General features: G+C 58.8%; 14 protein-coding genes and 1 pseudogene. 10 read left to right on the top strand and 5 right to left on the bottom strand.

Going from position 1 to position 21,352, the window contains the following annotated elements:
• The first annotated feature begins 105 nt into the window (after positions 1-105).
• Positions 106-1,665 carry an ATP-binding protein gene (locus tag HMPREF2698_RS02600; RefSeq protein WP_070533674.1) on the top strand — a complete coding sequence of 520 codons (1,560 nt, stop codon included), beginning with the start codon at positions 106-108 and terminating at the stop codon, positions 1,663-1,665.
• On the opposite strand, the gene HMPREF2698_RS02595 is transcribed toward HMPREF2698_RS02600, so the two are convergent.
• On the bottom strand, positions 1,640-2,290 hold the full coding sequence (locus tag HMPREF2698_RS02595) for an MOSC domain-containing protein (protein ID WP_070533675.1): 651 nt from the start codon (positions 2,288-2,290) through the stop codon (positions 1,640-1,642). The genes HMPREF2698_RS02600 and HMPREF2698_RS02595 overlap by 26 nt on opposite strands.
• A 29-nt stretch (positions 2,291-2,319) precedes the next feature.
• The gene (locus tag HMPREF2698_RS02590; RefSeq protein ID WP_246818379.1) at positions 2,320-4,848 is read right to left on the bottom strand and encodes a hypothetical protein; all 2,529 of its coding nucleotides are present in this window, start codon (positions 4,846-4,848) and stop codon (positions 2,320-2,322) included.
• 115 nt (positions 4,849-4,963) lie between these two features.
• Here HMPREF2698_RS02590 and HMPREF2698_RS02585 point away from each other — a divergent pair, with 115 nt between their 5' ends.
• Positions 4,964-5,683: a helix-turn-helix domain-containing protein gene (locus HMPREF2698_RS02585; RefSeq protein WP_070561881.1), complete on the top strand. Its 720-nt coding sequence runs from the start codon at positions 4,964-4,966 to the stop codon at positions 5,681-5,683.
• A gap of 114 nt (positions 5,684-5,797) precedes the next feature.
• Complete coding sequence (locus HMPREF2698_RS02580) at positions 5,798-6,421, top strand: Fic family protein (RefSeq protein ID WP_083299192.1); 624 nt, start codon at positions 5,798-5,800, stop codon at positions 6,419-6,421.
• Between the two features lie 417 nt (positions 6,422-6,838).
• Here HMPREF2698_RS02580 and HMPREF2698_RS02575 read toward each other — a convergent pair whose 3' ends face one another.
• A complete protein-coding gene (locus tag HMPREF2698_RS02575) occupies positions 6,839-7,447 on the bottom strand; it encodes a CueP family metal-binding protein (RefSeq protein ID WP_070561879.1) in 609 nt (202 codons plus the stop codon).
• Positions 7,448-7,600: 153 nt separating this feature from the next.
• Here HMPREF2698_RS02575 and HMPREF2698_RS13555 point away from each other — a divergent pair.
• The 4 genes and pseudogenes from HMPREF2698_RS13555 to HMPREF2698_RS02560 all read left to right on the top strand — a co-directional run.
• Positions 7,601-7,741: pseudogene (locus HMPREF2698_RS13555) on the top strand (PhnA domain-containing protein); the annotation flags it as partial.
• A gap of 32 nt (positions 7,742-7,773) precedes the next feature.
• Positions 7,774-9,348, top strand: a complete 1,575-nt coding sequence (locus HMPREF2698_RS02570; protein ID WP_070561894.1) for a type I restriction-modification system subunit M — start codon at positions 7,774-7,776, stop codon at positions 9,346-9,348.
• Between the two features lies 1 nt (position 9,349).
• Positions 9,350-10,546, top strand: a complete 1,197-nt coding sequence (locus tag HMPREF2698_RS02565; protein WP_083299188.1) for a restriction endonuclease subunit S — start codon at positions 9,350-9,352, stop codon at positions 10,544-10,546.
• Entirely contained in the window at positions 10,546-11,487 is a 942-nt protein-coding gene (locus tag HMPREF2698_RS02560; RefSeq protein ID WP_070561877.1) for a restriction endonuclease, read from the top strand. Before HMPREF2698_RS02565 ends, HMPREF2698_RS02560 begins: the two co-directional genes overlap by 1 nt.
• A gap of 177 nt (positions 11,488-11,664) precedes the next feature.
• Here HMPREF2698_RS02560 and HMPREF2698_RS02555 read toward each other — a convergent pair whose 3' ends face one another.
• Positions 11,665-12,840, bottom strand: coding sequence for a hypothetical protein (locus HMPREF2698_RS02555; RefSeq protein WP_070683554.1), 1,176 nt, complete (start codon positions 12,838-12,840; stop codon positions 11,665-11,667).
• A gap of 294 nt (positions 12,841-13,134) precedes the next feature.
• Between HMPREF2698_RS02555 and HMPREF2698_RS02550 the strand changes: the two genes are divergently transcribed.
• On the top strand, positions 13,135-13,617 hold the full coding sequence (locus tag HMPREF2698_RS02550) for an excisionase family DNA-binding protein (protein WP_246818382.1): 483 nt from the start codon (positions 13,135-13,137) through the stop codon (positions 13,615-13,617).
• Positions 13,618-13,681: 64 nt separating this feature from the next.
• Here the strand turns inward: HMPREF2698_RS02550 and HMPREF2698_RS13715 are convergent, their stop codons facing one another.
• Complete coding sequence (locus HMPREF2698_RS13715) at positions 13,682-13,963, bottom strand: type II toxin-antitoxin system Phd/YefM family antitoxin (RefSeq protein ID WP_083299189.1); 282 nt, start codon at positions 13,961-13,963, stop codon at positions 13,682-13,684.
• Positions 13,964-14,303: 340 nt separating this feature from the next.
• Here HMPREF2698_RS13715 and HMPREF2698_RS02545 point away from each other — a divergent pair, with 340 nt between their 5' ends.
• Both HMPREF2698_RS02545 and leuS read left to right on the top strand, forming a co-directional pair.
• Positions 14,304-18,017 carry a type I restriction endonuclease subunit R gene (locus HMPREF2698_RS02545; RefSeq protein ID WP_246818380.1) on the top strand — a complete coding sequence of 1,238 codons (3,714 nt, stop codon included), beginning with the start codon at positions 14,304-14,306 and terminating at the stop codon, positions 18,015-18,017.
• Between the two features lie 82 nt (positions 18,018-18,099).
• Positions 18,100-20,949: a leucine--tRNA ligase gene (leuS, locus tag HMPREF2698_RS02540; protein ID WP_070561869.1), complete on the top strand. Its 2,850-nt coding sequence runs from the start codon at positions 18,100-18,102 to the stop codon at positions 20,947-20,949.
• The last annotated feature ends 403 nt before the right edge of the window (positions 20,950-21,352 follow it).

The following is a 21,352-nucleotide window of genomic DNA, read 5'->3' as shown; positions in this document are numbered from 1 at the left end:
TGTCAATGACACCTCAATGGGAAGATCAATGAGAACTCTTGTCATTGAAGAGGAATGAAGTTAGCATTGAGCCGTCATTGTTAATATTGAGGGCGGGTATTCATCGTGAACAATTGGTCCGAGAATCAGCTGAGAGAGCTATTGGCTGAGCTTGAGTTGCGCGGCGGTGATTCAACAACAGTCGAGGTCAAAACCGCTCAAGGGGGCATTCCGGACTCTCTACCGCAGACATTGTGCGCGTTCGCAAACATGCCGAGTGGCGGCCTTATCATTCTCGGTGTCAATGAGAAGGAAGGATTCATTGTCACTGGCATTGAGAATCCTTCGGAGATGGAGGCTGCTCTGGCCTCGCAGGCGCGTCATGCCATCACCCCTCCAGTCACAGTGCATACCGACAGTGTGGCAATAGATGGCACGCATGTCGTGATTGCGGAGGTTACGGGTCTTCCGATTATTGATAAGCCTGCTATCTACAGGGGAGAAGCGTATCTTCGAATGGCTGATGGGGACTACCGTATGAGTGCCTCGGAGCTGCGCATGATGGACGTGGCAAAGCTGCATGCCGAAGAGGCAGTGTCCTATGACACGACGATTGTGGAAGGTACGAGCCTTGCAGACCTAGATAGCGACGTGGTGCAAGATTTCTTGGTTCAGGCGCGGAAAAAGAATCGGCGACTATCGGGACTTACTCAAGATGAGGACGTCTTACGGGCGCTAGCGGTGACGACCGCGACTGGAGAGCTGACGCTTGCTGGCCTGTATGCGCTGGGTTTCTATCCCCAAGGGCATTTTCCCTCCTTAGCAGTAACGGTGGCGCAAAGGCTACCAAATGGTTCGAAGCACGGGCGAGTGTTGGGGTTGGAGACCTTTGAGGGGCCCGTTCCGGTGCTGTTGAACTCGGTAATGGGATGGGTAAGGCAACGTTTAGCCGCCGTACGGCGATATCGAGAGGACGGATCAATGGTGGAAGTTCCTGAACTTCCCCTTCCGGCCATTCGAGAGGCCGTGGCTAATGCATTGGTGCACCGTGATCTTGGGCCAAATACGTTGGGTGCGGGTAAATCGATTGATGTCCGCCTATTACCGGACAAGATGGTTATCTCCAGTCCAGGAGGCCTACGGGATCTGACGGTTGAACAGCTCAAGTCGAGAGATCTGGCGCGCCAGGAGATTAACCAGCGGCTCTATAGACTGTGCCGATATCTCAAAGCAGACGATGGCTCTTTTGTTATTGAGGGCGAAGGCGGCGGCGTGCAGCTCATGCTGGATGCCGCGCGAGAGCAAGGACTACCGGAGCCTGACCTGATAGATTCTGGCGTGCAATTTACGGTGAAAATGTGGCGGCCGGACACTCGTGGAGAGGCCCGTATCTGGGAGCCACTACGCAAGGAGGAATCAGGCACCGGCCCGGAACGACGAGTGGATGCACCAGTGACCTTGGAACGCCTGGGTGTTAACGCCCCGCGCGTAGCGGAGGCGCTGCGTACGGCGGCACAACCGCTGTCTATCGGCGAAATAGAAACAGCCACAAACCTTACTCGAGCGCAGGTCCGATATGCGCTGAAGTCACTGGTGAAGGCACGATTCGTGCGTATGGATGGCACGCGCGGTTCACAAGCGACAACCTATGAATGGCTAGCTAACCGCGGGGCTGCAGACGCTTAACCAGCTGATCGTGGTGAACGGGGGCGAGGCAGCCGGCGTCGACGACGCGCCGGGCTAGGTCCTTGTCCCCCATCTTGGCGGCGAAGGCCATGCCCATGGTGATGCCATGGTCGGGGCGGCTGATGAGGGTGATCTCATCGCCGGGATTGATGCGGCCCGGCTCGATGATGCGCAGGTAAGAGCCGCAATCGCCGCGCTCTGTGAAGGACTTGAGCCAGCCGGGCTCGTCCATCCAGCCGGAGAAGGTAGCGCAAGGCTGGCGCGGGATAGAGACCTCGAGCACGCACTCCCCCACCTGAATGCGCTGGTTGATGAGCATATTCGGCCAGGAAATACCCTCGGTGGTGAGGTTCTCCCCAAAGTAGCCGTCACGCAGAACGCGGTTGAGCGTGCCCTCCCAGTAGTCAAGCTCCTCGCGGGCATAGGCGTAGACGGCTTTCTCGGCGCCGCCGTGGTGGGCGTGGTCACCGATGGAATCCCCCACCACGCCGGAGCCGTCACCGTAGGCGGGCCCGGGGACCTCCAAGTCCAGGAAGGGGCGCGGCTGCTTATCGATGCCCGTGTACTCGTGTCGCCCGTGCGGCTCGGGGCGGCGGACAGCGACGTTCGTGGAGATAACCTTCATGCTCACTCATTGTGGCACACCTCACGCGCTTACACGTCGCGATCGCGGAAGAGAGCTTCAGCGGTCACGAGGTCGTAGAAGAAGAGGCGGGGGGCGAGAGGGAGGACGTCGGCAAGCATGGGCATGTCCTCCTTGAGAAGGGGGCTTTCCATGATGATGTCGTTCGCCGCGGCGCGAGACGCCAGGGCGAAGGCATAGGAGATGTAAGGCATCCACGCAGCGGCATTGAGCTCATCAGCCGTGTTTCCGCTGGCAAAGGCGCCCAGCGCGATGAGGGTATGGCTGACGGACATGTCAACGCCCGCGTTTTGCACCAGGGATGCGAGTGCCGTGGCGTCCTTGCGCAGGTGCTCGATGGTGCCCAGCGCATCGAGGGCGCCGTTGTTGGCAAAGCACTCGCGCAGCGCGGCGACGCGGCCGGCCTCCCCCATCAGATCATCGACGGGCGGTGTGGGACTGTGAATGGTCGCGGCATTGAGCAGCATCGGGCGGGTCAGGCCATCTGCGCCGGACTCGCGCACGGCGGTGAGCTCTGGGTTCTCGCTGGCTGAAGGATCGAGGAGAAGATCCAGGTAGCTATCGGCGCTGGACTCGGCGGTGGGCTCCAGCGGCGAGTGGAACAAGCGCGTGCGCGCGAGCGAGCGGGCTTGTTGGTTCACGCTGACGCCGGTCCGCGCCAGGGCGTGGACTGCGGCCTCCGGTTGGGCGCGCAGGCGATCGATGGTGCTGTCGAACATCGCCTGCAGTTTGGGGTTGGGGCTGCGCTGGGAGAGCACGTGGAGCGCGCGGAAGGTGTCCCAGAGCTGCTCCGGGGTCCAGTCCTTTGATGCGAGTGCCGCCGGTGAGCCTTCTGGCGTGATCACGATGGAGGCGCTGGAGGGGCGTGCAGGGGCGGCGAGGTTGGAGGAGGCGCGGAGCTCGCGGACATCGACAAGCAGCGAGCCCTGCTCAGCAAGGTCGGCGGGCAGCTCAAACCCCTCTTCGGTGGGCGTGAGTTGGGTAGGCGCCACCGTGGGCTCGGCCAATGGCCAGACCCAGCCCACCAAATCTGCCTGCGGTTCTGCGTTCTGTTCAATGATGATTTCATCGCCATTGAGCAGACCACGGCTGACGAACGGGGACTTGCGGACGGTGGCCAGCGCCGCATAGATCAGGCTGGTGGATGCGGATGCTTCGTACTCGACAATGCGCCGCTCCAAGCTGCGGGCCTGGTGAGCCTCGCGCTCCCCCGCCGGGAGGGAGTCCAGGTAATCCTCGTAGGACAGCGTGGACCACATCAGGAAAAGCTCGGCCGTTGGCTGTTTGCGCACGGCGTTGGCCAGCGCGGCGTTGGGGACGGCGAGGCTGGTGACCGCCTGCGTGGTCTTCGAGGTGCGCGCCAGCTCCTTGATTTTCTGGCGGCCGTCGATGGTGACGAACTTCGCCAGCGGCAACGGGCGCGGCGAGTGGACGGTGAACATATCGTCCTGATCGAGCTGGCCAGCGAAAATTACTGGCTTATCGGAGTGCTCAGTGGGCTCTAGGCCGATGCGCTTGACGCGGCTGAACAAAGCCTCGGGCCAAACATCGAAATCCAGCTCATAGCCGGCTTCACTGGCCACGACCTCGCGGCGCGAGACCTCGGTGTCCTCGAAGGTGCGCAGGCCTTTTTCCAGTGCGATGGGCTTCTTTGGCGGGGAGGCCAGCGTGTAGCTGAAGGCTGAGTGCGCACCGAGGGCGTCGATGATGCGGAAATCCATGCCGCGCGGGCCGTCGTTGATGGCGCGCATGTGGAGGCCCTCGGCGAGGGAGATGAAGCGGACGTCGACAAGCTGCTCGTCGTGCCACAGCGACACCTTGTAGCGGCCCACCCACGGGTCTTCGTAGAGGTCACCCGGGAAAGGCTCGGCGATGCCTGCGTCGAAGGTCTGCTCCGAAATCTCCTCCTGCTCGCCGCCGAGAGGCGCGTAAGTGAGATCGATGCGCCACTCCCCTTCCGCAATGAGGTGCACGCGCGGCGACTTGGTGAACACGGGCTCGTTGTCGAGGCCCCGGGCGTTGGGCAGGGTGGCGACGTCGAAGTCCCACTCGAAATCGCCGTGCTTGGCGACGTCCACCGGTTCCCTCTGCGGTACCCTCACCTGATCCGGTAGCGGTCCCACTTCCCAGCCGGCCCAGATGCCGAGTGGCTCAGCGTTCTCGAGCGTGCCCTGCGGCGCGATGAGGGTGGTGCGGTCATAGACGATGAACGGCGCCTCATCGGTGATGCCGGTGAAGGTGACGGTCTCGATGAGGTCCTCATCGCCATCGCGCAGGGTTACCTCGATGCGGGTAAAAGGCCCAGGGATGCCGACTTCCAGCGGTTCTTCGGTGGCGAATTCGCGCACCGAATGGGGGCGATCGATGAAATGGGACTTGACCACCCACCGAGGATCAGACAGATCTGCCTCAGGATAGGTAGCCGGCAGCTCCAGCATGAGAATGTTGCTCCCCCGGCGCAGTGAAATCCGGGGACCCTGTTCGGTGAGGTCAGTGGTGACCAACGGCGTTGTGGGAAGTGAATAAATCTCCGCGCTCATTTGCTTCATCATAGGACACGGCGGGGTGGTGTTGCCATGTCGCTGGTAGGCGGCCTGACTGTCCTATCCGTAGGACAGGTGTCCTATTGATAGGACAGTTGGCTATAGTAGGGCCATGGACCCAGTACAACTCCTCAAGAAAAGCCCGCTGAGCCTGAGCGAAATCTCGCGGCGCTCGGGAGTGTCGCGAAATACGCTCAATCTGTGGTTGCGTGGGACAGCTCAACCGAGCTTGACCGGGTTGGCCAAGGTAATGCGCGTGCTCGGATACGAGGTTTCCGTACAGGTAGACCGCATGAGTGATGCCGCGGCCGCGACAGCCGCCAGAGTGCTTCTTGGGGATCTCGCAAGTGAGGAGCCAGACGTTAAAGTCTGGATTGACCGCTTCGTGCAGTGGGGTGACGCTGCGGCCGTCGGTGGCAGCTACCAGGCTCTCATGGAACGGGCCGCGTGGGCCTCCAACCCATATGGCCGCCACGGGGCTCTCCACTTCTTACCGTCAAATCCCATAACGCTTGCCTCAGCGGTTGATGCGAGCGGGCAACCGTGGGCGATGTCGGGTGCTTTTGCAGCTCAACGCAGCTCGGCGCATAGTGCCAGTGGAGGAGAAAAACCTCGATCAACATTGATTTGGTGCACAAATCCAGCAGACATCGTGCCCTCGTTGCCCACTCGGATTCGTGCGAGTGCTGAGCCCGTATCCGGAGGAATCACCCTCGTGCCTGTCGCTGGTGAAGAGCTCACCGGCGCAACTAATGAAGCCGGAATACACTACGTATCACCGCATCAGCTTGCCATTGATGTGTGCGCAGAAAACTACATCGGAGGGGCATAGGTGATGAGAAGAGCAACGAGCCGAGTGAGCTGGGAGCACCATGAGCGGCCGCACGTTTCGGAGTTGGGGACCGACCGTGCGTTATTTCGATTAGCCAAGCAACTTCCTGACTTGGTGTGGAACGCTGCCGCGCTGGAAGGAAACACGTTTACCCTCCCAGAAGTCCGTACGTTGCTCGATGGCGTCACTGTGGGTGGGAAAGCACTTGCTGAACAGCAACAGATCTTGGACTTGTCGGAGGCTTTCAACTTGCTCCATGAGCTGGTTAGCCAACAAGAATTCGCGGTGGACAAAGGCATCAGTGATGCACTCCATGCCGTGCTTGCAAGGAACGAGGCCCTGGACGCTGGTCTTTTCCGTGGTGAAGGGCACGTGGAGGGAGATGGCGGTGGAGTGCGGCTCATGGATGGCGGGTTCATCCCTTTCGACCCTGCTGATGAATTGGGTGAAGCCCATGCCGATTTGCTGGTGTCCCTCCAAGGGCTTGAAAACCCAGTCGAGCAAGCGTTGGCCTATTTCTGCTCTGCCACGCGTAGCCAGTTTTACTTCGATGGAAACAAGCGAACCGCACGGCTTGTGGCGTCAGGCCTCTTGATGAGCAATGGCTACGCAGCACTTAATACCCCTAATGCGAGAAGGCTGGAATTCAACCTTGCCCTCGATGAACTGTTCCGATCCGATGACGCTACGACCTTGATGGACTTCCTGTATGACTGCCTAGAGGAGTCCTCCCAGTAAGCGCAGTCGGCCCTCCGCTTCCGAAGCGGAGGGCCGACGTGGGGGGCTGAATGCTCAGCGCATCCTTTAGTGCATAGTGCTGTAGTGCTTAGCGGAACATCTTCTGCAGAGCGGAGAAGTCAGCCTTGACCACGCCGACAGACTGCAGGAATGCGGCGATGGCGCCGAGCAGGGCAGCCACAACGCCTGCGCCCAAGAAGCCGGCGCCGACGGGGTGGCGTGGCTAAAAGGAACAGAGTTGACGACACCAGCGGACTTGTTGTGGTCAATTGCCTGCTCGGAGAATTCTTCAGGGAGTGGCCGTATGGGGACTTGCCCAGAACACTGTTGACGTCGGCAAGCACTGCGTGGACACCATAAAACGACAAACGGTGAACCCCAGGAGGTGGGATTCACCGTGGTGAGTGAATGGGCAGATTATGCCATCTGCAGCGTGGTCACGCAGGTACCGCCTTCGTCAGAGGTATCCAGGGGAACCTCGCCGGTCTTGCCGTCCTGCTCGATGGTGATGGTGCCCTTCTTGTCGGCCGGCAGCCAGTAGCCAATGAAGCCGTTGTCGAACGTCGTGGTGTCTTCGTTGACTAGCTCATTTCCTTCGTCATCCGTGATGGTGACGTGGATGTCTTCCTGGCTGAGCTCACCGGTGCAGGTGGTCAGGGAGTGGTTGAAGCAGTCGTGCGTACGGGAGAGGTACGGCGCAATAGAGAGGTAGAACTTGTCCTCCGGCAGCGGCAGGGAGGCCTGACCCTGTTCAGTAGCGAGGATGAGCTCGTTCGGGCGCACGGATGCGAGGAGATCGCTATTGCGCTCGTCCTTGGACTGGCGGTCCAGCTTGTCCACGATTTCCTGGCCATCCAACCCTTCGAGATCGAACTCGGCGAGGATCTCCTCGGCAGGCACCTGTTGGATGTCGGTGCTGGAAGCGGCGCTTTTCGAGGCTTCACTCGGTACGGGGCTGTCAGTAGAGCAAGAGGACAGGGTGATGGCTGCGGCGCAGGCGGCAGCAAGAGAAATGAGGCGTTTCATAAGTCTTCCGAATAGGTCCGATTGTGTTGACCCAAGCCTATACCCCACCGGGGTATCAATCAAAGGAATGAGAGAAGGATCATCTTTTTGCGGCACGCGGGATAGACTGTTCCTTATGACTGATACTGCAGGCACAACGCTGCTGCCCTGACCATCGTGGACTCGGTGGGCAACGCGCTTGCCGACGGCGACACGGTCACCATCACCAAAACCCTCAAGGTCAAGGGCGCGCAGCAGCCGCTAAAGGCCGGCACGAAGGTGTGCGGCATCCGTCCCACCGCGGCCTCATCGCCAGCATGTCGGACTCAGCAGTTACGCTGAATTACATGATTACCGGCGCACTCAAAAATAATGTCGACCGCATCTGGGACACTTTCTGGTCCGGCGGCATTTCCAACCCTGTTTCCGTCATCGAGCAGTTCACCTACCTGCTCTTTATCAAGGACCTCGACGAGCGTCAGGTCCAGATTGACAAGCGCCGAGCGCTAGGAGATCCCACCGCGACGGAAGACATCTTTGACGCCAGCCAACAGGATCTGCGGTGGCGCAACCTCATTGAGGACCGTGACATCGCCCGCCGCAAGGCCACCATCATCAACAAAGTCTTCCCCTTCATCAAAGAGATGGGCGGCACGGGCTTCCAAGAACACATGGCCAACGCCTCCTTTGAGATCGAATCTGAGGCCACGCTCTCGCGTGTTATGGAGCTCATTGACCAGCTGCACTTCTCCAACAAGGACATGAAGGGCGACTTGTATGAGTACATGCTGGACAAGCTGTCCACCTCGGGTACGAACGGCCAGTTCCGCACGACCAGCCACATTATCGAGCTCCTCGTCGCGCTCATGGAACCCACACCACAGCAGCGCATCATCGACCCAGCGTGTGGCACTGCCGGGTTCCTGGTGGCTGCCAATGATTGGATTGCCCACCATCATCGCGCAGACCTGTTTAACAAGGACACGCGCACAACGTTTACCAATGAGGGCCTGACAGGCTTCGACTTTGACAAAACCATGGTGCGCATCGCGGCGATGAACATGTTCATGCACGGCTTTGAAGAACCCAACATTTCTTACCGCGATTCGCTGCAACAACTGCCCACAACGTTCGATGAGGCCTTTGACCTTGTCCTGGCCAACCCGCCTTTTGCGGGCAGCCTGGATAAGGATGCCGTCGATCCCAAGCTCAAGTCGGTGACGACGGCCAAGAAGACGGAGATTCTTTTTGTCCACCGCTTCCTGCAGCTACTCAAGCCGGGCGGTCGCGCTGCGGTGATTGTCCCTGAAGGTGTCCTCTTCGGCTCTACCAAGGCGCACAAAGCCCTTCGCAAAACCTTGGTTGAGGATCAGCGCCTTGATGCGGTCATCAAACTGCCCTCCGGCGCATTCAAGCCCTACTCGGGCGTGTCCACCGCCGTCCTGTGCTTTACCCGCACGGACTCTGGCGGTACCGACGAGGTGTGGTTCTATGACGTCACCGCGGATGGCTACTCCCTGGATGACAAGCGCACCCCGCTTCTCGAGCGCCCCTTGCTCGGCCCCTCCCCTGCCTCCCACATCCAGGACTTAAGTGATCCCGCGCTTGCCGACGACCCCACGCCCGTCACTCTCACCGACGAGCAGCTGAAGCTCAACAACCTTCCGGACGTGGTTGCCCGCTGGCATTCCCGTACCACCGACGAGCGTGAGCGCGCTCGCACGGACTACTCCTTCACCGTGCCCAAGGAGGAGATCGCCCAAACCGATTACGACCTCTCCATGAACCGCTACAAGGAGATCGTCCTCGAGGTAGAAGAAACCCGCGACCCCATGGACATCATCGCCGAAATCGAAGAACTCGACCGCGACATCACACAAGGCCTTGCCAACCTTAAGGCCATGCTCAGCGGGAGGAAATAACATGGCTAGCACTGCAAAGCATGATTGGCCGATGGTGCGGTTGGGGGATGTGTGTGAGGTCGTTTCAGGCGGCACGCCGAAGACGAGTGTTGAGGAGTATTGGGGCGGTGAGATCCCATGGGTGACTCCTGCCGATCTGAGCAAGCTCAAGGGACTCGAAATATCTTCTGGGGAACGAGCTATTACTCAAAGAGGTGTTGACAAAAGCTCTGCCGTGCTTCTTCCTGCAGGCAGTGTAGTGCTTTCGAGCCGTGCACCAATTGGTTATGTCGCAATCGCACAAGTACCCATGACTACGAATCAGGGTTGCAAGAGCTTCATTCCTTCCTCCGAAATAGATGCACGCTACCTAGCCCACTATTTGCTATCGCAGAAAGATGCCCTTCAGTCGCTGGGTACAGGTGCGACATTCAAGGAACTCTCAAAAACAAGGGCCGCGGACATCCGAATCCCCTTCCCTCCCCTCGACGAGCAGCGCCGCATCGCGGCGGTTTTGGACGAGGTTGGCCGGCTATCCTCAATACAGATAAAGAAAGTCGAAGGCCTTGAAGCTCTAAAGCGGGTTGTCGTTGAAGAGTTTCTAAAGGCAAGGGGGGATCAAGAAGTTGAGCTTGGTACCATCTCCGAAATTCAATCTGGAATTACAAAGGGTAGAAAGGTCTCGAAAAAGAGTACAACCTCGATAGTGCCGTATCTTTCGGTTTCCAATGTTAAGGATGGATTCCTTCAACTGCATCCGATTAAGGAAATCAACGCGACAAATGACGAAATATCGCGATATCAGTTGCAACGGGGCGACATCGTTCTAACAGAAGGCGGGGATCCCGACAAGCTGGGGAGAGGAACAGTGTGGAATAACGAGATCCCGGTTTGCATCCATCAAAACCACATTTTTCGCGTCCGCATTCTGCAAGACTCGACTGTAATGACGCCTGAAGTGCTGGCTGCGATACTTAGTAGTTCGAGGCCTAAGAAGCATTTCTTGAGGTCAGCGAAACAAACAACTGGAATTGCTTCAATAAATAAGTCGCAGCTTTCTCGAACACCGATCCCAAATTTGACGCGAGATGACGTAAGAGCCTTATCGCTTCAAATTGAGTTATTGAAGTTAGAACAAGAAAGAGCTGAAACTCAGCGTTCCTCTTTTGAGGAGCTTCGACAGTCCCTATCCACTCGCGCATTTCAAGGAGAGCTCTAGTGGCTATCGAAAGATGGGAAGCCTACATGATTTCGGTGTTGGAGGCTCTTAACGCAAATGGTGCTGAGCTCCGGCGTAGGGAGCTCATCGAGATAACTGCGTCTTATGCGGGCATTACTGACGAAGAGAGGCTTGAGACCATTGCGTCGGGGCAGTCGCGCTTTGAAAACCGTGTTGGGTGGGCGTTGACATTCCTTAAGAAGGCGAATGCCATTACTTCACCGGCGCGGGCGCGTTTTCAAATTACAGATTTTGGCCGTGACCTGTTGGCGCGCTACCCCGAAGGAATGACGGAGAAGCAGCTGTTGGGAGAGATTGCGGGCACGGAAGCGGCACTTACGTGGCGGGGCAGGAATCCTGGGCATAAGGCTGGGGACGAGGTGGGCGTCGATAAGCAAGATGTCCTTCCAGAGGCCGAGAGCGAGCTCGATCCGGTAGAGCAGGTGGAAACCGGTGTGTCTCGTAACAACGAATTCGTGGCTGGTGAGCTGTTGACTCGGTTGCACGACAATGAGCCGGCGTTCTTTGAACAGGCAGTGCTGGACTTGCTCATGGCTATGGGATATGGCGGAACGCAGGGCAAGGCCACGCGTACGCAGTTATCCAATGATGGTGGAATCGACGGGATTATTGACCAGGATGCGCTGGGCTTGTCGCGGATTTACGTGCAGGCTAAGCGGTATGCGTTGGATAAGAGCATCGGCCGACCGGCTATTCAGGGATTCGTGGGTGCGCTGCAGGGTGCGCAGGCGGATCGAGGGGTGTTCCTGACTACAGCGACGTTTTCGGATAAGGCGCAGGAGTATGCGGATGCGGTGTCGTCACGCGTCGTCTTAATCGACGGGGACAGGTTGGCGGAACTGATGATCCGCTACGGCGTGGGCGTGCAGGTCAAGCGGACTGTGGCACTGGTTGAGGTGGACGAGGATTACTTCGAGTAGATAGAGGCGGATTCTTGCGTTTGCGGGAGCGAGTACAGCCTTTCGCTGCGTTTAAAAAAGGACAGGCGCCCAGCTCAACGAAATGGAGCTGGGCGCCTGTCATTAGTCGGGTCAGGGAAACTATTTCCGCCCTTTTGTCTTAAAAGAGTTAATGGCGATGACCTAAGAAGCCAATCTCTAGAAAGGGAGCTTGAACCCTAGTTGCGGCAGGAAGGCCACAACACCAATACCTGCGGCGGCAAGAATTGCCAAGACGATGGCGATGATTCCGCCAGTTGAGGAACCGCTGTCATTGGTCTTGTTGGGCTTCGGTGCTGGAGTGGTTGTGGTCGGCTTTGCGGGCGCGGTGGATGTAGGCGCAGAGGTGGACTTGGTCGTGGTCGGCTTGGGCTTGGTAGTAGTTGGCTTTGCCGTGGTCGGCTTCGCGGGTGCGGTAGGAGTAGCTGCCGGGGTGGTCTTAGCCGGACGGGTTGTGGTTGGTTTCGTCGAAGAAGGAGGCACAACGGAAGTGGTCGGTGCCGTGGTTGTGCTAGTGGACGGAACTGGTTCAGAGGTCGGCGGCGTAGTAGAGGCCTCAGCTTCGGATTGTTCCTTCGCGAGGTAGGCGTTTTCGCAAGCACCAGCAAGGGTGACAGTGGAGCTGAAGGGCAAGGTAAAGCCCATGACTTCGAGGCCTGCTACGGCTTCGAATTCATCCTCGAGAGGTTGCAGACGAAGCTCCCCCGGCTTCATGAGATTGGTCAGCTTTTGAGAAGTAGTGGGGAAACCAGCCTGTAGACCTGTGGAGTACGAGGGCACCTGTGCCCGAAGATCCATGGCAGAATCCTCGACTTCACCGTTCTGTGAGTTCACTACGGGGAGATCGCCGTAGGGATACTCAGCGAGTTCGCTGGGAGTCCAATTGCGCGCCACTTCCCAATTGAAGGGATATCCGTTGGCCGCCCACTCCTTGTATTCGGCCTCAGTGTCAGAATTGGTGAATACGAGGTAGGAAGCGTCCAAGCGGTCGTAGCCCTGAGCCACAAGCTCAGCCTCAGTGGGGAGCGCAAAGCGGCTGAGAGACCAGAAACTTAGCATGTTGTGGGTCTGAGGGGCGGAGTCTAGGCGGGCAAAGCTGTCCGCATACTGTGGGAAGTCCTGGCGCATGCGGTTCTGCAGTTTGGTTTGTTCCTCGAGTTTCGCAGCGAAGTACTTCTTAGAGATTTCCTTTTCCGCGGAGTCGAGGGAGACCACACAAATCTCTTTGCCGTTGCGAGTGTCCAGCTGAGCATCGAGAGCAGTAGCGGAAGGGACAGAAACCAAGGAGAGCGAAACAGCTATGGAGACTCCAAGACCGAGCCGAGAGTATGTCATGAGAGAGTTCAACTTTCAGAGAAGAGAAATAGTGACCTTGTAGTTATAGCCCAAGATTGTGTCTGAAGTCTTGGTTATTAGTAATCAAAATTATTTTTATGGATCTGCTTGTTTGTTGGCTTGCTGCCTTGAAGAAACGATGCATGCCGCAGCATGAAATTGAGTAGGCATTCATCGGGCACGAGGAGCTGCGTTCGCTCTTTCGAATTTTTCGAATTGCCCTATGATGGCCTTATGGATGAGGCACGGAATCACCGCCCCCACACGACGCTTCCGCCGCAGGACCTGAAAGCCATGCTTGACGTGAGCAGGTTCTTAGAGCAGCAGTCGGGACCTACTGCGCTAGTGGGGCCCGACGGGCAGGCGGTAGATCTGCCCGAGGAGGCATTGAGCGTGTTGTTAGACGCAGTTCACGCGATGCAGCAAGGAAAGGCCGTGACTGTTGCGCCCGTAGACCAGTTGCTCACAACGCAGCAAGCGGCAGATTTCCTGGGCATTAGTAGGCCGACTCTGGTGAAGAAGCTTGAGGATGGATCGATAGCATTTGAGCGCACTACCGGTGGAAGACATAGGAGAGTGCGGCTCCTTGATCTATTGCGGTACCGAGATGGGTTGCGGTGTGAACGCCGCAAAGCACTGCGAGAGCTGGCGTCCGAGGCCCAGCGTGTTGGTGCCTATGACGTAGATACTCTAGATAAAACTGACGGCTCTGTTGACATTACGCAGATCTTTAAGAACGTCCGCAAGGAAGCGGCGCAGAAGGCTCGGCGTGGATAGTCTGTCAGCGCATCTGGATGGGGTCATGCAACGAGCCATCCACATAAGCCATCACAAGCGGTCGTCACGGTCCAGTAGCGAAATAACGTCGGTTTCCAGGACGCAGATTGTCTGTGTGCCTTGGCTGCGGGGCTGTGGCGGCTGGCTGTGAATAAGGCTCTGGAGCGTGGCTCAAAATTCCGGCAGCCACTAACTGCTTCACGGGGCTATCTGGGGATGAGATGGGGACAATTCGAACGATGGCTTGATCGCGGTCAGTGATGACCACGTTGTGACCCGTAGCGGCCACTGCACGCACTATGTGGTCAGAACGCTGGGTGAGTTCGCGCAAAGAAATACTGGTCATCGTTTTAGCTGCCTTGTCTGAACATCCGGTGGACGGGTGTTTTGTCCTTCTCTATTGGTGTCCTTGTTTTGATTGGTGGACCTTGGAACAGCCAACTGTAGAACTGCAGGACAACGGTGATTTTAGTGGCGTATTTAGGCAAGGACAAGGGGCGAATGCAGTGATTAACCAGGGAGGACGGCGATAGGTCAGGGAAGAGAGAGGCTGAAGAGATTGACCCGGGAACGGAGTAATTCTGGTAGCTAGGTATCGGGTGGTGACTTAGAATTACTGGAATCAAGCTGTATTCGATATGACACCACGTCCCTGGTGATGTGAAAACTTGTCCCTGGAGAACTCTATGGTGACCACTACTCCCCCGACTGCCGGACGCAACGGTGTGCCAGGTGGGCCTGCACGCAGCAACTTCGGCTTTGTACGTTACGTCTGGCCCACGGCGTATGAGGAGTGCCTGAAGGTAGAGCGGTTCGTGGATGCGGACCCGGTGATTTCCTGCTTCTATGCGCGCAAGGTGCTGGAGCGAGTGGTCAGCCACATCTGGGTGCTCCGAAATTTGGGTGACACTCAGTACCGTAGCTTGGCGGAGATGACCCGAGACCGCGCCTTCACTAAGTGTGTGGACAATAAGACCATGCTGCGCAAGATGACTCTCGTGCGCAAGAGCGGCAACGACGCCGCGCACGCAGACGACATGGAAGGCAAGCAAGCGCCGACCTCCCCGCAGAGGGCGCGGAAGGCGGCGGCGCACCTCTATGACCTCATGGCCTGGGCGGTGCGGTACCACTCGGCCAACCCTCAGGCCGCACCGGGTCCGCAGGCGGCTTTTGATACTAACCTGCTGGGCCAAGCCACAGCTGACTCTTCAGGCATTCACGTTGCTGGGCGCTCCCAAGCGCAGACCGCCGCGTACCTCAAGAAGCTAGCGCAGCAGGATGAGGAGCTAAAGAAGAACCGGCTGCTGCTCGATGAGGCCAAGGAAGCCGCGCGTGAAGCGGAGGAGAAGCGCCTTCGTGAGGCCGCCCAGTTCGAGCTCAAGCGGCGGAGCACGGAGATTAAGGCGAAGGCGGAGATCGCTGATGCCCAGGAGCAAGCCGAAGCAGAGCGCGAAGCTGCACGGCAGGTGAAAGACGAACTTGCTGCCAAGATTGAGGCCCTCCAGGAGCAGTTGGCTGAGCAGCAAGCAGCCGCGGCAGAGCGCGCTGGGGTGGCAGCACCGTCGGCTGCGCCTTTGGCAATCAGCGAGGCCGAGACGCGCCGACAGCTCATTGATCCGATGCTCGAAGCAGCAGGGTTTAGTGATGATTCAATCACTCGAGAGCTCGAGCTGCGCGGCATGCCCAATCCCTCCGGCGTTGGCTACGCAGATTATGTCTTGTGGGATGATGACCGCACACCGCTGGCCGTCATCGAAGCGAAGAAATCGATGGAGTCTATGAGCGTGGGCGCTCAACAGGTGAAGCTGTACGCGGACTGCATCGAGCGCGAATACGGCACACGGCCGGTCATGTTGTGTACCAACGGCTATCACATTGACCTGATCGATGATGCCGCTAACCTTCCTGGCTCCGGTGTGGGCTATCCCGCCCGAGAGGTCGAAGGTTTCCCCACCGCGCAGCAATTGCGACGCATGATCGGGCGGCGCACCATGCGTGCCCTATTGAGTGAGACGGCGGTCGATACGGAGATTGCTGGCGGCGGCGCCCGCACGTATCAGCTCGAGGCCATCCGTGCGGTGACGGAGACGTTGGAGAGGCGGAGGCGTCGCCAAGCATTGCTGGTCATGGCGACGGGAACTGGTAAGACGCGTGTGGCCGTGGCCACCGCCAAGCTGTTGCGCCAGGCCGGCTGGGTGGGCAAGGTGCTGTTCCTGGCGGACCGCACTGCCTTGGTCAATCAGGCGCACAAGGCCTTTGTGAGCATGTACGCGGAGTCCACGCCCGTGAACCTCATCAAAAATCCTGAGCAGGTAGGTGATGTGTACGTCACTACCTACAACACCATGATGAACCTGATTGGGGATGACGGAGACAAGCCGGCCAAGTTTGGGCCGTTCGACTTTGACCTCATCATCGTGGATGAGGCCCATCGCTCCGTGTACAACCGCTTCAAGCGCATCTTGGAGTACTTCGATGCCTACGTGGTGGGGCTGACGGCGACGCCGAAGAGCGAAATCGACCATGACACATATGCGCTCTTTGAGATGGAGGATAAAACCCCGTCCTTCGAGTACGGCCTCGATGAAGCTGTGGCAGACGGAAACCTCGTTCCCTTCAAGACGGCTCGGCAGGACTCACTCTTCCTGCGCCGGGGTATGTCCTATGACGAGCTTTCCCCCGAGGAGCAGCTGGCGTGGGACACGTCCGATTGGGGTACCGACGAGGACGGTGGGCGCCTAGATCCGCCCGGACAGATTTCTTCAGCGGAGATCAACCGCTACCTGTTCAACAAGGACACCATACGCAAGGTGTTGAAAACCGTAGTGGAGAACGGGATTCGCGTGGGCGGCGACCAATTGGGAAAGACCATCATCTTCGCCCGGACCCAACGCCACGCGGAACTTATCAAGGAAGTCTTTGACGCGACGTTCCCGGAGTATTCGCGCACTGGTGCCTCCGTGATCACCACGCACACAAAGTATGCGCAGTCGGCCTTAGACGAGTTTGCAAATCCGGACGGGGACGTCAACATCGCGATTTCCGTGGACATGCTGGACACTGGCGTCGACGTACCCGAGGTGGTTAACCTCGTCTTCTTCAAACCCATCTACTCCCCCACCAAGTTCTGGCAGATGGTGGGCCGAGGGACGCGATTGCGCCCGGACCTCTTCGGGCCGGGGATGGACAAGACGCACTTCCTCATCTTCGACTTCTGCGGCAACGTGGATGAGTTCTACAAGGGTGAAGCCCGTGATTCGGCCACGGGACGCCCGCGATCGCTGTCGGAAAAGCTTTTTGATGCCCGCGTGGGATTGCTCGCGCAGCTGGACAAGCACTCCGATGCCCCAGAACTGCGCGCCGAGCTTGCCGACTCCCTCCACGCCTCAACGGCGTCTGTGCCGCTAGGCCACATCATGGTCCGGCCCGGCGACAAAGAAACCCTGATGCGCTACCGCGAGCGCTCCGCCTGGGACGACGTGAATGAGGAAAAGGCTGAGCAGCTGCGCCGCCATCTCGCACACCTGCCGCTGAACACAATGAAGGAACCAGAGACAGCTAAGCGCTTTGATCTGGTGATTCTGAAGCTCCAAGTGGGGTTGCTCGACCACAGCCCCGAGTTTGCGGCATTGCGCCAACGCGTGGAGGGTATGGCGAATGATCTCATGGCCGTGAGCTCCACCATCCCCATGGTGGCCGAGCGGCGGTCCTTCCTCGAGCGCGCGCTGGATCCGGAGTGGTGGAAGAACGTTACGGTCGAGGACCTCGAGACCATCCGCATCGGCATGCGTTCGCTCATCCAGTTCGTGCCCAAGGGAAAGCGCAACGCCGTGACCCTCGACATCCAAGATGAGATGGGTGAACTCACGATCGATGATGAGATGCCTGGGCGGCTGCCCGGAACAGGCTCTTACCCCTCTCAGGCCGAACAACAGCTGCGTGATGTGCTGCAGGAACACGACAACGATCTCGCGATGATCAAGTTGCGTAGTGCACGTGCGCTTAACGCAGAGGATGTTGCCGCGTTGGAAGCCATGGTGGCTCAGGCTGGCGGGGGAAGCGTGGGCTTCGAGGAAAGCATTGACAAGCTGCGGGAACGCATGGGTGGAGACAGTATTCCTGCCTTCATTCGCCGCTTGGTAGGTCTTGATGAAGCTGCAGTCCAGGAGCAATTTGCGGACCTTCTCAGCAACACTTCGTTCAGCGCCGCCCAAATCCGCTTCATCAAGATGCTGGTGGACGTGCTGGTTCACAACGGTGGCGTGGCCTACGAGGAAATTTTCCAGCCGCCCTTTGATGAAGAGGGCTCTGTCGTCGATATCTTCTACAACAAGACCGATGTCATCGTGGATTTGCGCAAGCGCCTTGAACGGATTGAAGCAACGGCACAGGCTAACTAAGTGCCGCCGCTCTGCGGGAAAGGACGCGGTCTAGCTGGGTCTAACTGGGGTGATGTCCGTACGGTGACTACACTGTCTAACCATGACTAACCCGAGCGATAACACCACCCACCGCTACACGCCGGAGCTCGCCGCGCAGATTGAAAAGGCCTGGCAGCAGTACTGGAAGGACAACGGCACGTTCAACGCGCCGAACCCAGTCGGTCCGCTCGCGGAGGAGGGTAAGGAACTTCCCGCGGAGAAGCTGAACATCCAGGACATGTTCCCCTACCCTTCGGGCGCAGGCCTTCACGTGGGCCACCCGCTGGGCTATATCGCTACGGATACCTATGCGCGTTATCAACGCATGCTGGGCAAGAACGTCCTGCACACGTTGGGTTATGACGCCTTCGGCCTGCCGGCGGAGCAGTACGCCATCCAGACGGGTACGCACCCGCGCACCACGACGGAGGCGAATATCAAGAACATGCGCCGCCAGCTGGGCATTCTGGGCTTAGGCCACGATCCGCGCCGCTCCGTGGAGTCCACCGACCCCTCCTTCTTCAAGTGGACGCAGTGGATCTTCCTGCAGATTTATAACTCCTGGTTTGATGAAGAGCAGCAGAAGGCGCGCCCGATCTCTGAGCTCATCAAGGAGCTTGAGGTGGGCAAGCGCACCACCAAGGACGGCCGCTACTACGCGGATCTCACCAAGGAAGAGCAGCGCCACGCGCTCGACGAATTCCGTCTTGTTTACCTGTCCAACTCCACCGTGAACTGGTGCCCGGGCCTGGGCACGGTGCTGGCTAATGAGGAGGTCACCGCGGAGGGCAAGTCCGAGCGCGGAAACTTCCCGGTCTTCCGCAAAAACCTGCGTCAGTGGATGATGCGCATTACCGCCTACTCCGACCGCCTGCTCGATGACCTGGAGCTTCTGGATTGGCCGGAGAAGGTCAAGTCCATGCAGCGCAACTGGATTGGCCGCTCCCGCGGCGCGGAGGTCACCTTCCACGCTGAGGGCTACAACATCGACGTCTTCACCACCCGCCCGGATACTCTCTTCGGCGCGGAGTACGTGGTGCTGGCCCCGGAGCACGAGCTTGTCGACGCCCTCCTCTCCCCCATCCCCTACGAGGATGACGTCGATGAGCGCTGGACCTTCGGCCACGATGACCCGAAGGAGGCCGTGGAGGCCTACCGTGCTTCCATCGCCGCGAAGTCCGACCTGGAGCGCCAGGAGAACAAGGAAAAGACCGGTGTCTTCCTGGGTACCTATGCCACCAACCCGGTCAACGGCAAGCAGGTGCCGATCTTCATCGCAGACTACGTCCTGACCGGCTACGGCACCGGCGCCATCATGGCGGTCCCGGCGCACGATACGCGTGACTATGAGTTCGCCACGGTCTTTGGGCTGCCGATTACTGAAGTGGTTGCTGGCGGCGACATCACCAAGGAGGCGTACACGGAGTCCGGCAAGGCCGTAAACTCCGCCAACGATTCCCTGGACATCAACGGTATGTCCAAGGATGAGGCCATCGCCGCCATCATTCCGTGGCTGGAGGAACAAGGAGTAGGCCGCGAGAAGATCCAGTACAAGCTGCGTGACTGGCTGTTTGCCCGCCAGCGCTACTGGGGCGAGCCCTTCCCCATCGTCTACGACGAGGCCGGCCAGGCCTACCCGCTGCCGGAGTCGATGTTGCCCATCGAGCTGCCTGAGGTGGAAGATTACAAGCCGGTGGCCTTCGATCCGGATGATGCCGATTCCTCCCCGCAGCCGCCGCTGGCCAAGGCCCGCGAGTGGGTTGAGGTGGAGCTGGACCTGGGTCTTGGGGATGGCCCCAAGACGTACTACCGCGACACCAACGTCATGCCGCAGTGGGCAGGTTCGTCCTGGTACCAGCTGCGCTACATCGATCCGACGAACGATGAAGTCTTCTGCGATCTGGAGAATGAGCGCTACTGGACGGGCCCGCGTACAGAAGAGCACGGCGCCAACGATCCGGGCGGCGTTGACCTCTACGTCGGTGGCGTTGAGCACGCTGTGCTGCACCTGCTCTACTCGCGCTTCTGGCACAAGGTGCTCTTTGACCTGGGCTTTGTAAGCTCCAAGGAGCCCTACCGCCGCCTGTACAACCAGGGCTACATCCAGGCCTACGCGTACACGGATTCCCGCGGTGTCTACGTCCCGGCCGCCGAGGTAGTAGAACGCGATGGCGCGTTCTACTACGGGGATGAGAAGGTCAACCAGGAGTACGGCAAGATGGGCAAGTCCCTGAAGAATGCCGTGGCCCCGGATGACATCTGCAACGACTATGGTGCCGATACCCTGCGCGTGTACGAGATGTCCATGGGCCCGCTGGATACCTCCCGCCCGTGGGCGACCAAGGACGTGGTGGGCGCGCAGCGCTTCCTGCAGCGCCTGTGGCGCTTGGCTATCGATGAGAACTCCGGCGAGCTGTCCACGACGGACGCCGCGCTTTCCGACGATGACCTGAAGCAGCTCAACCGCACCATCGCCGGCGTGCGTGACGACTATGAGAACCTGCGCCTCAACACCGTCGTGGCCAAGCTCATCGAGTACGTCAACTACCTGACCAAGACCTACCCGAAGGGAGCGCCGCGCGCGGCCGTTGAGCCGGTAGCGCAGCTGGTCTCCCCTGTTGCCCCGCACATTGCGGAGGAGCTGTGGAAGCGCTTCGGTCACGAGGAGACCATTACTTACGAGTCCTTCCCGGAGTTCGATGAGAAGTACCTCGTCGACGATGAGATTGAGGTTCCGGTACAGATCAACGGCAAGGTCAAGGCCCGCGTCATGGTGCCCGCCGATGCCGACCAAGCCACCGTCGTGGGCGTGGCAAAGAGCGATGAGCGCATCGCCGAGCTGACCGCCGGCAAGAACGTGGTCAAGGAGATTTACGTCCCGGGCCGCATGGTCAACCTGGTGGTGAAGTAAAACCAACGTGGCTCCGTTAGATGGCGGCCGCAACTGCCCTAGTTGACGAAACCAGCGCCCTTCCAGCGAAGGATCGTGGGGAAAATTGTCAGTTAGGGCAGTTTTGCGCCTAGGCGTGTACCTTCGTCACTCCCCTCGCAGCGCGCAACGTCTGCGTGCCTCCATTGACATGCAGGAGGCAACTGACAAAAGGCGTCTTACAAAAGGCATCAGTCAAATGGCGTTTTCGCGACCAAAAACGCCATTTACTCAGTGCAGATGGCGTTTTTAGACCCAAAGATGCCTTTTACCAGATGCCTTTTGCAGGACGCCTTCCTGACCTAGGCGGATTTAGTGCGCAACAATCCCACCTCACCGCCGAACAACACCAGGGAGCAGTGTTATGAGTGTCGTCTACATGGTC

The sequence above is a fragment of the Corynebacterium sp. HMSC072A02 genome (assembly GCF_001810085.1).
GTDB classification, from domain to species: Bacteria; Actinomycetota; Actinomycetes; order Mycobacteriales; family Mycobacteriaceae; genus Corynebacterium; species Corynebacterium hesseae.
The sequence above is the reverse complement of the archived record's forward strand: the minus strand, read 5'-3'. Positions and strand labels throughout refer to the sequence as shown.

What these genes read in the sequence shown, in the direction of transcription:
- HMPREF2698_RS02595 (WP_070533675.1), bottom strand. Translation starts at nt 2,290, where the DNA reads ATGAAGGTTATCTCCACGAACGTCGCTGTCCGCCGCCCCGAGCCGCAC.
- HMPREF2698_RS02590 (WP_246818379.1), bottom strand. Translation starts at nt 4,848, where the DNA reads ATGAGCGCGGAGATTTATTCACTTCCCACAACGCCGTTGGTCACCACT.
- HMPREF2698_RS02585 (WP_070561881.1), top strand. Translation starts at nt 4,964, where the DNA reads ATGGACCCAGTACAACTCCTCAAGAAAAGCCCGCTGAGCCTGAGCGAA.
- HMPREF2698_RS02575 (WP_070561879.1), bottom strand. Translation starts at nt 7,447, where the DNA reads ATGAAACGCCTCATTTCTCTTGCTGCCGCCTGCGCCGCAGCCATCACC.
- HMPREF2698_RS02570 (WP_070561894.1), top strand. Translation starts at nt 7,774, where the DNA reads ATGATTACCGGCGCACTCAAAAATAATGTCGACCGCATCTGGGACACT.
- HMPREF2698_RS02565 (WP_083299188.1), top strand. Translation starts at nt 9,350, where the DNA reads ATGGCTAGCACTGCAAAGCATGATTGGCCGATGGTGCGGTTGGGGGAT.
- HMPREF2698_RS02555 (WP_070683554.1), bottom strand. Translation starts at nt 12,840, where the DNA reads ATGACATACTCTCGGCTCGGTCTTGGAGTCTCCATAGCTGTTTCGCTC.
- HMPREF2698_RS02550 (WP_246818382.1), top strand. Translation starts at nt 13,135, where the DNA reads ATGCTTGACGTGAGCAGGTTCTTAGAGCAGCAGTCGGGACCTACTGCG.
- HMPREF2698_RS13715 (WP_083299189.1), bottom strand. Translation starts at nt 13,963, where the DNA reads ATGACCAGTATTTCTTTGCGCGAACTCACCCAGCGTTCTGACCACATA.
- HMPREF2698_RS02545 (WP_246818380.1), top strand. Translation starts at nt 14,304, where the DNA reads ATGGTGACCACTACTCCCCCGACTGCCGGACGCAACGGTGTGCCAGGT.
- leuS (WP_070561869.1), top strand. Translation starts at nt 18,100, where the DNA reads ATGACTAACCCGAGCGATAACACCACCCACCGCTACACGCCGGAGCTC.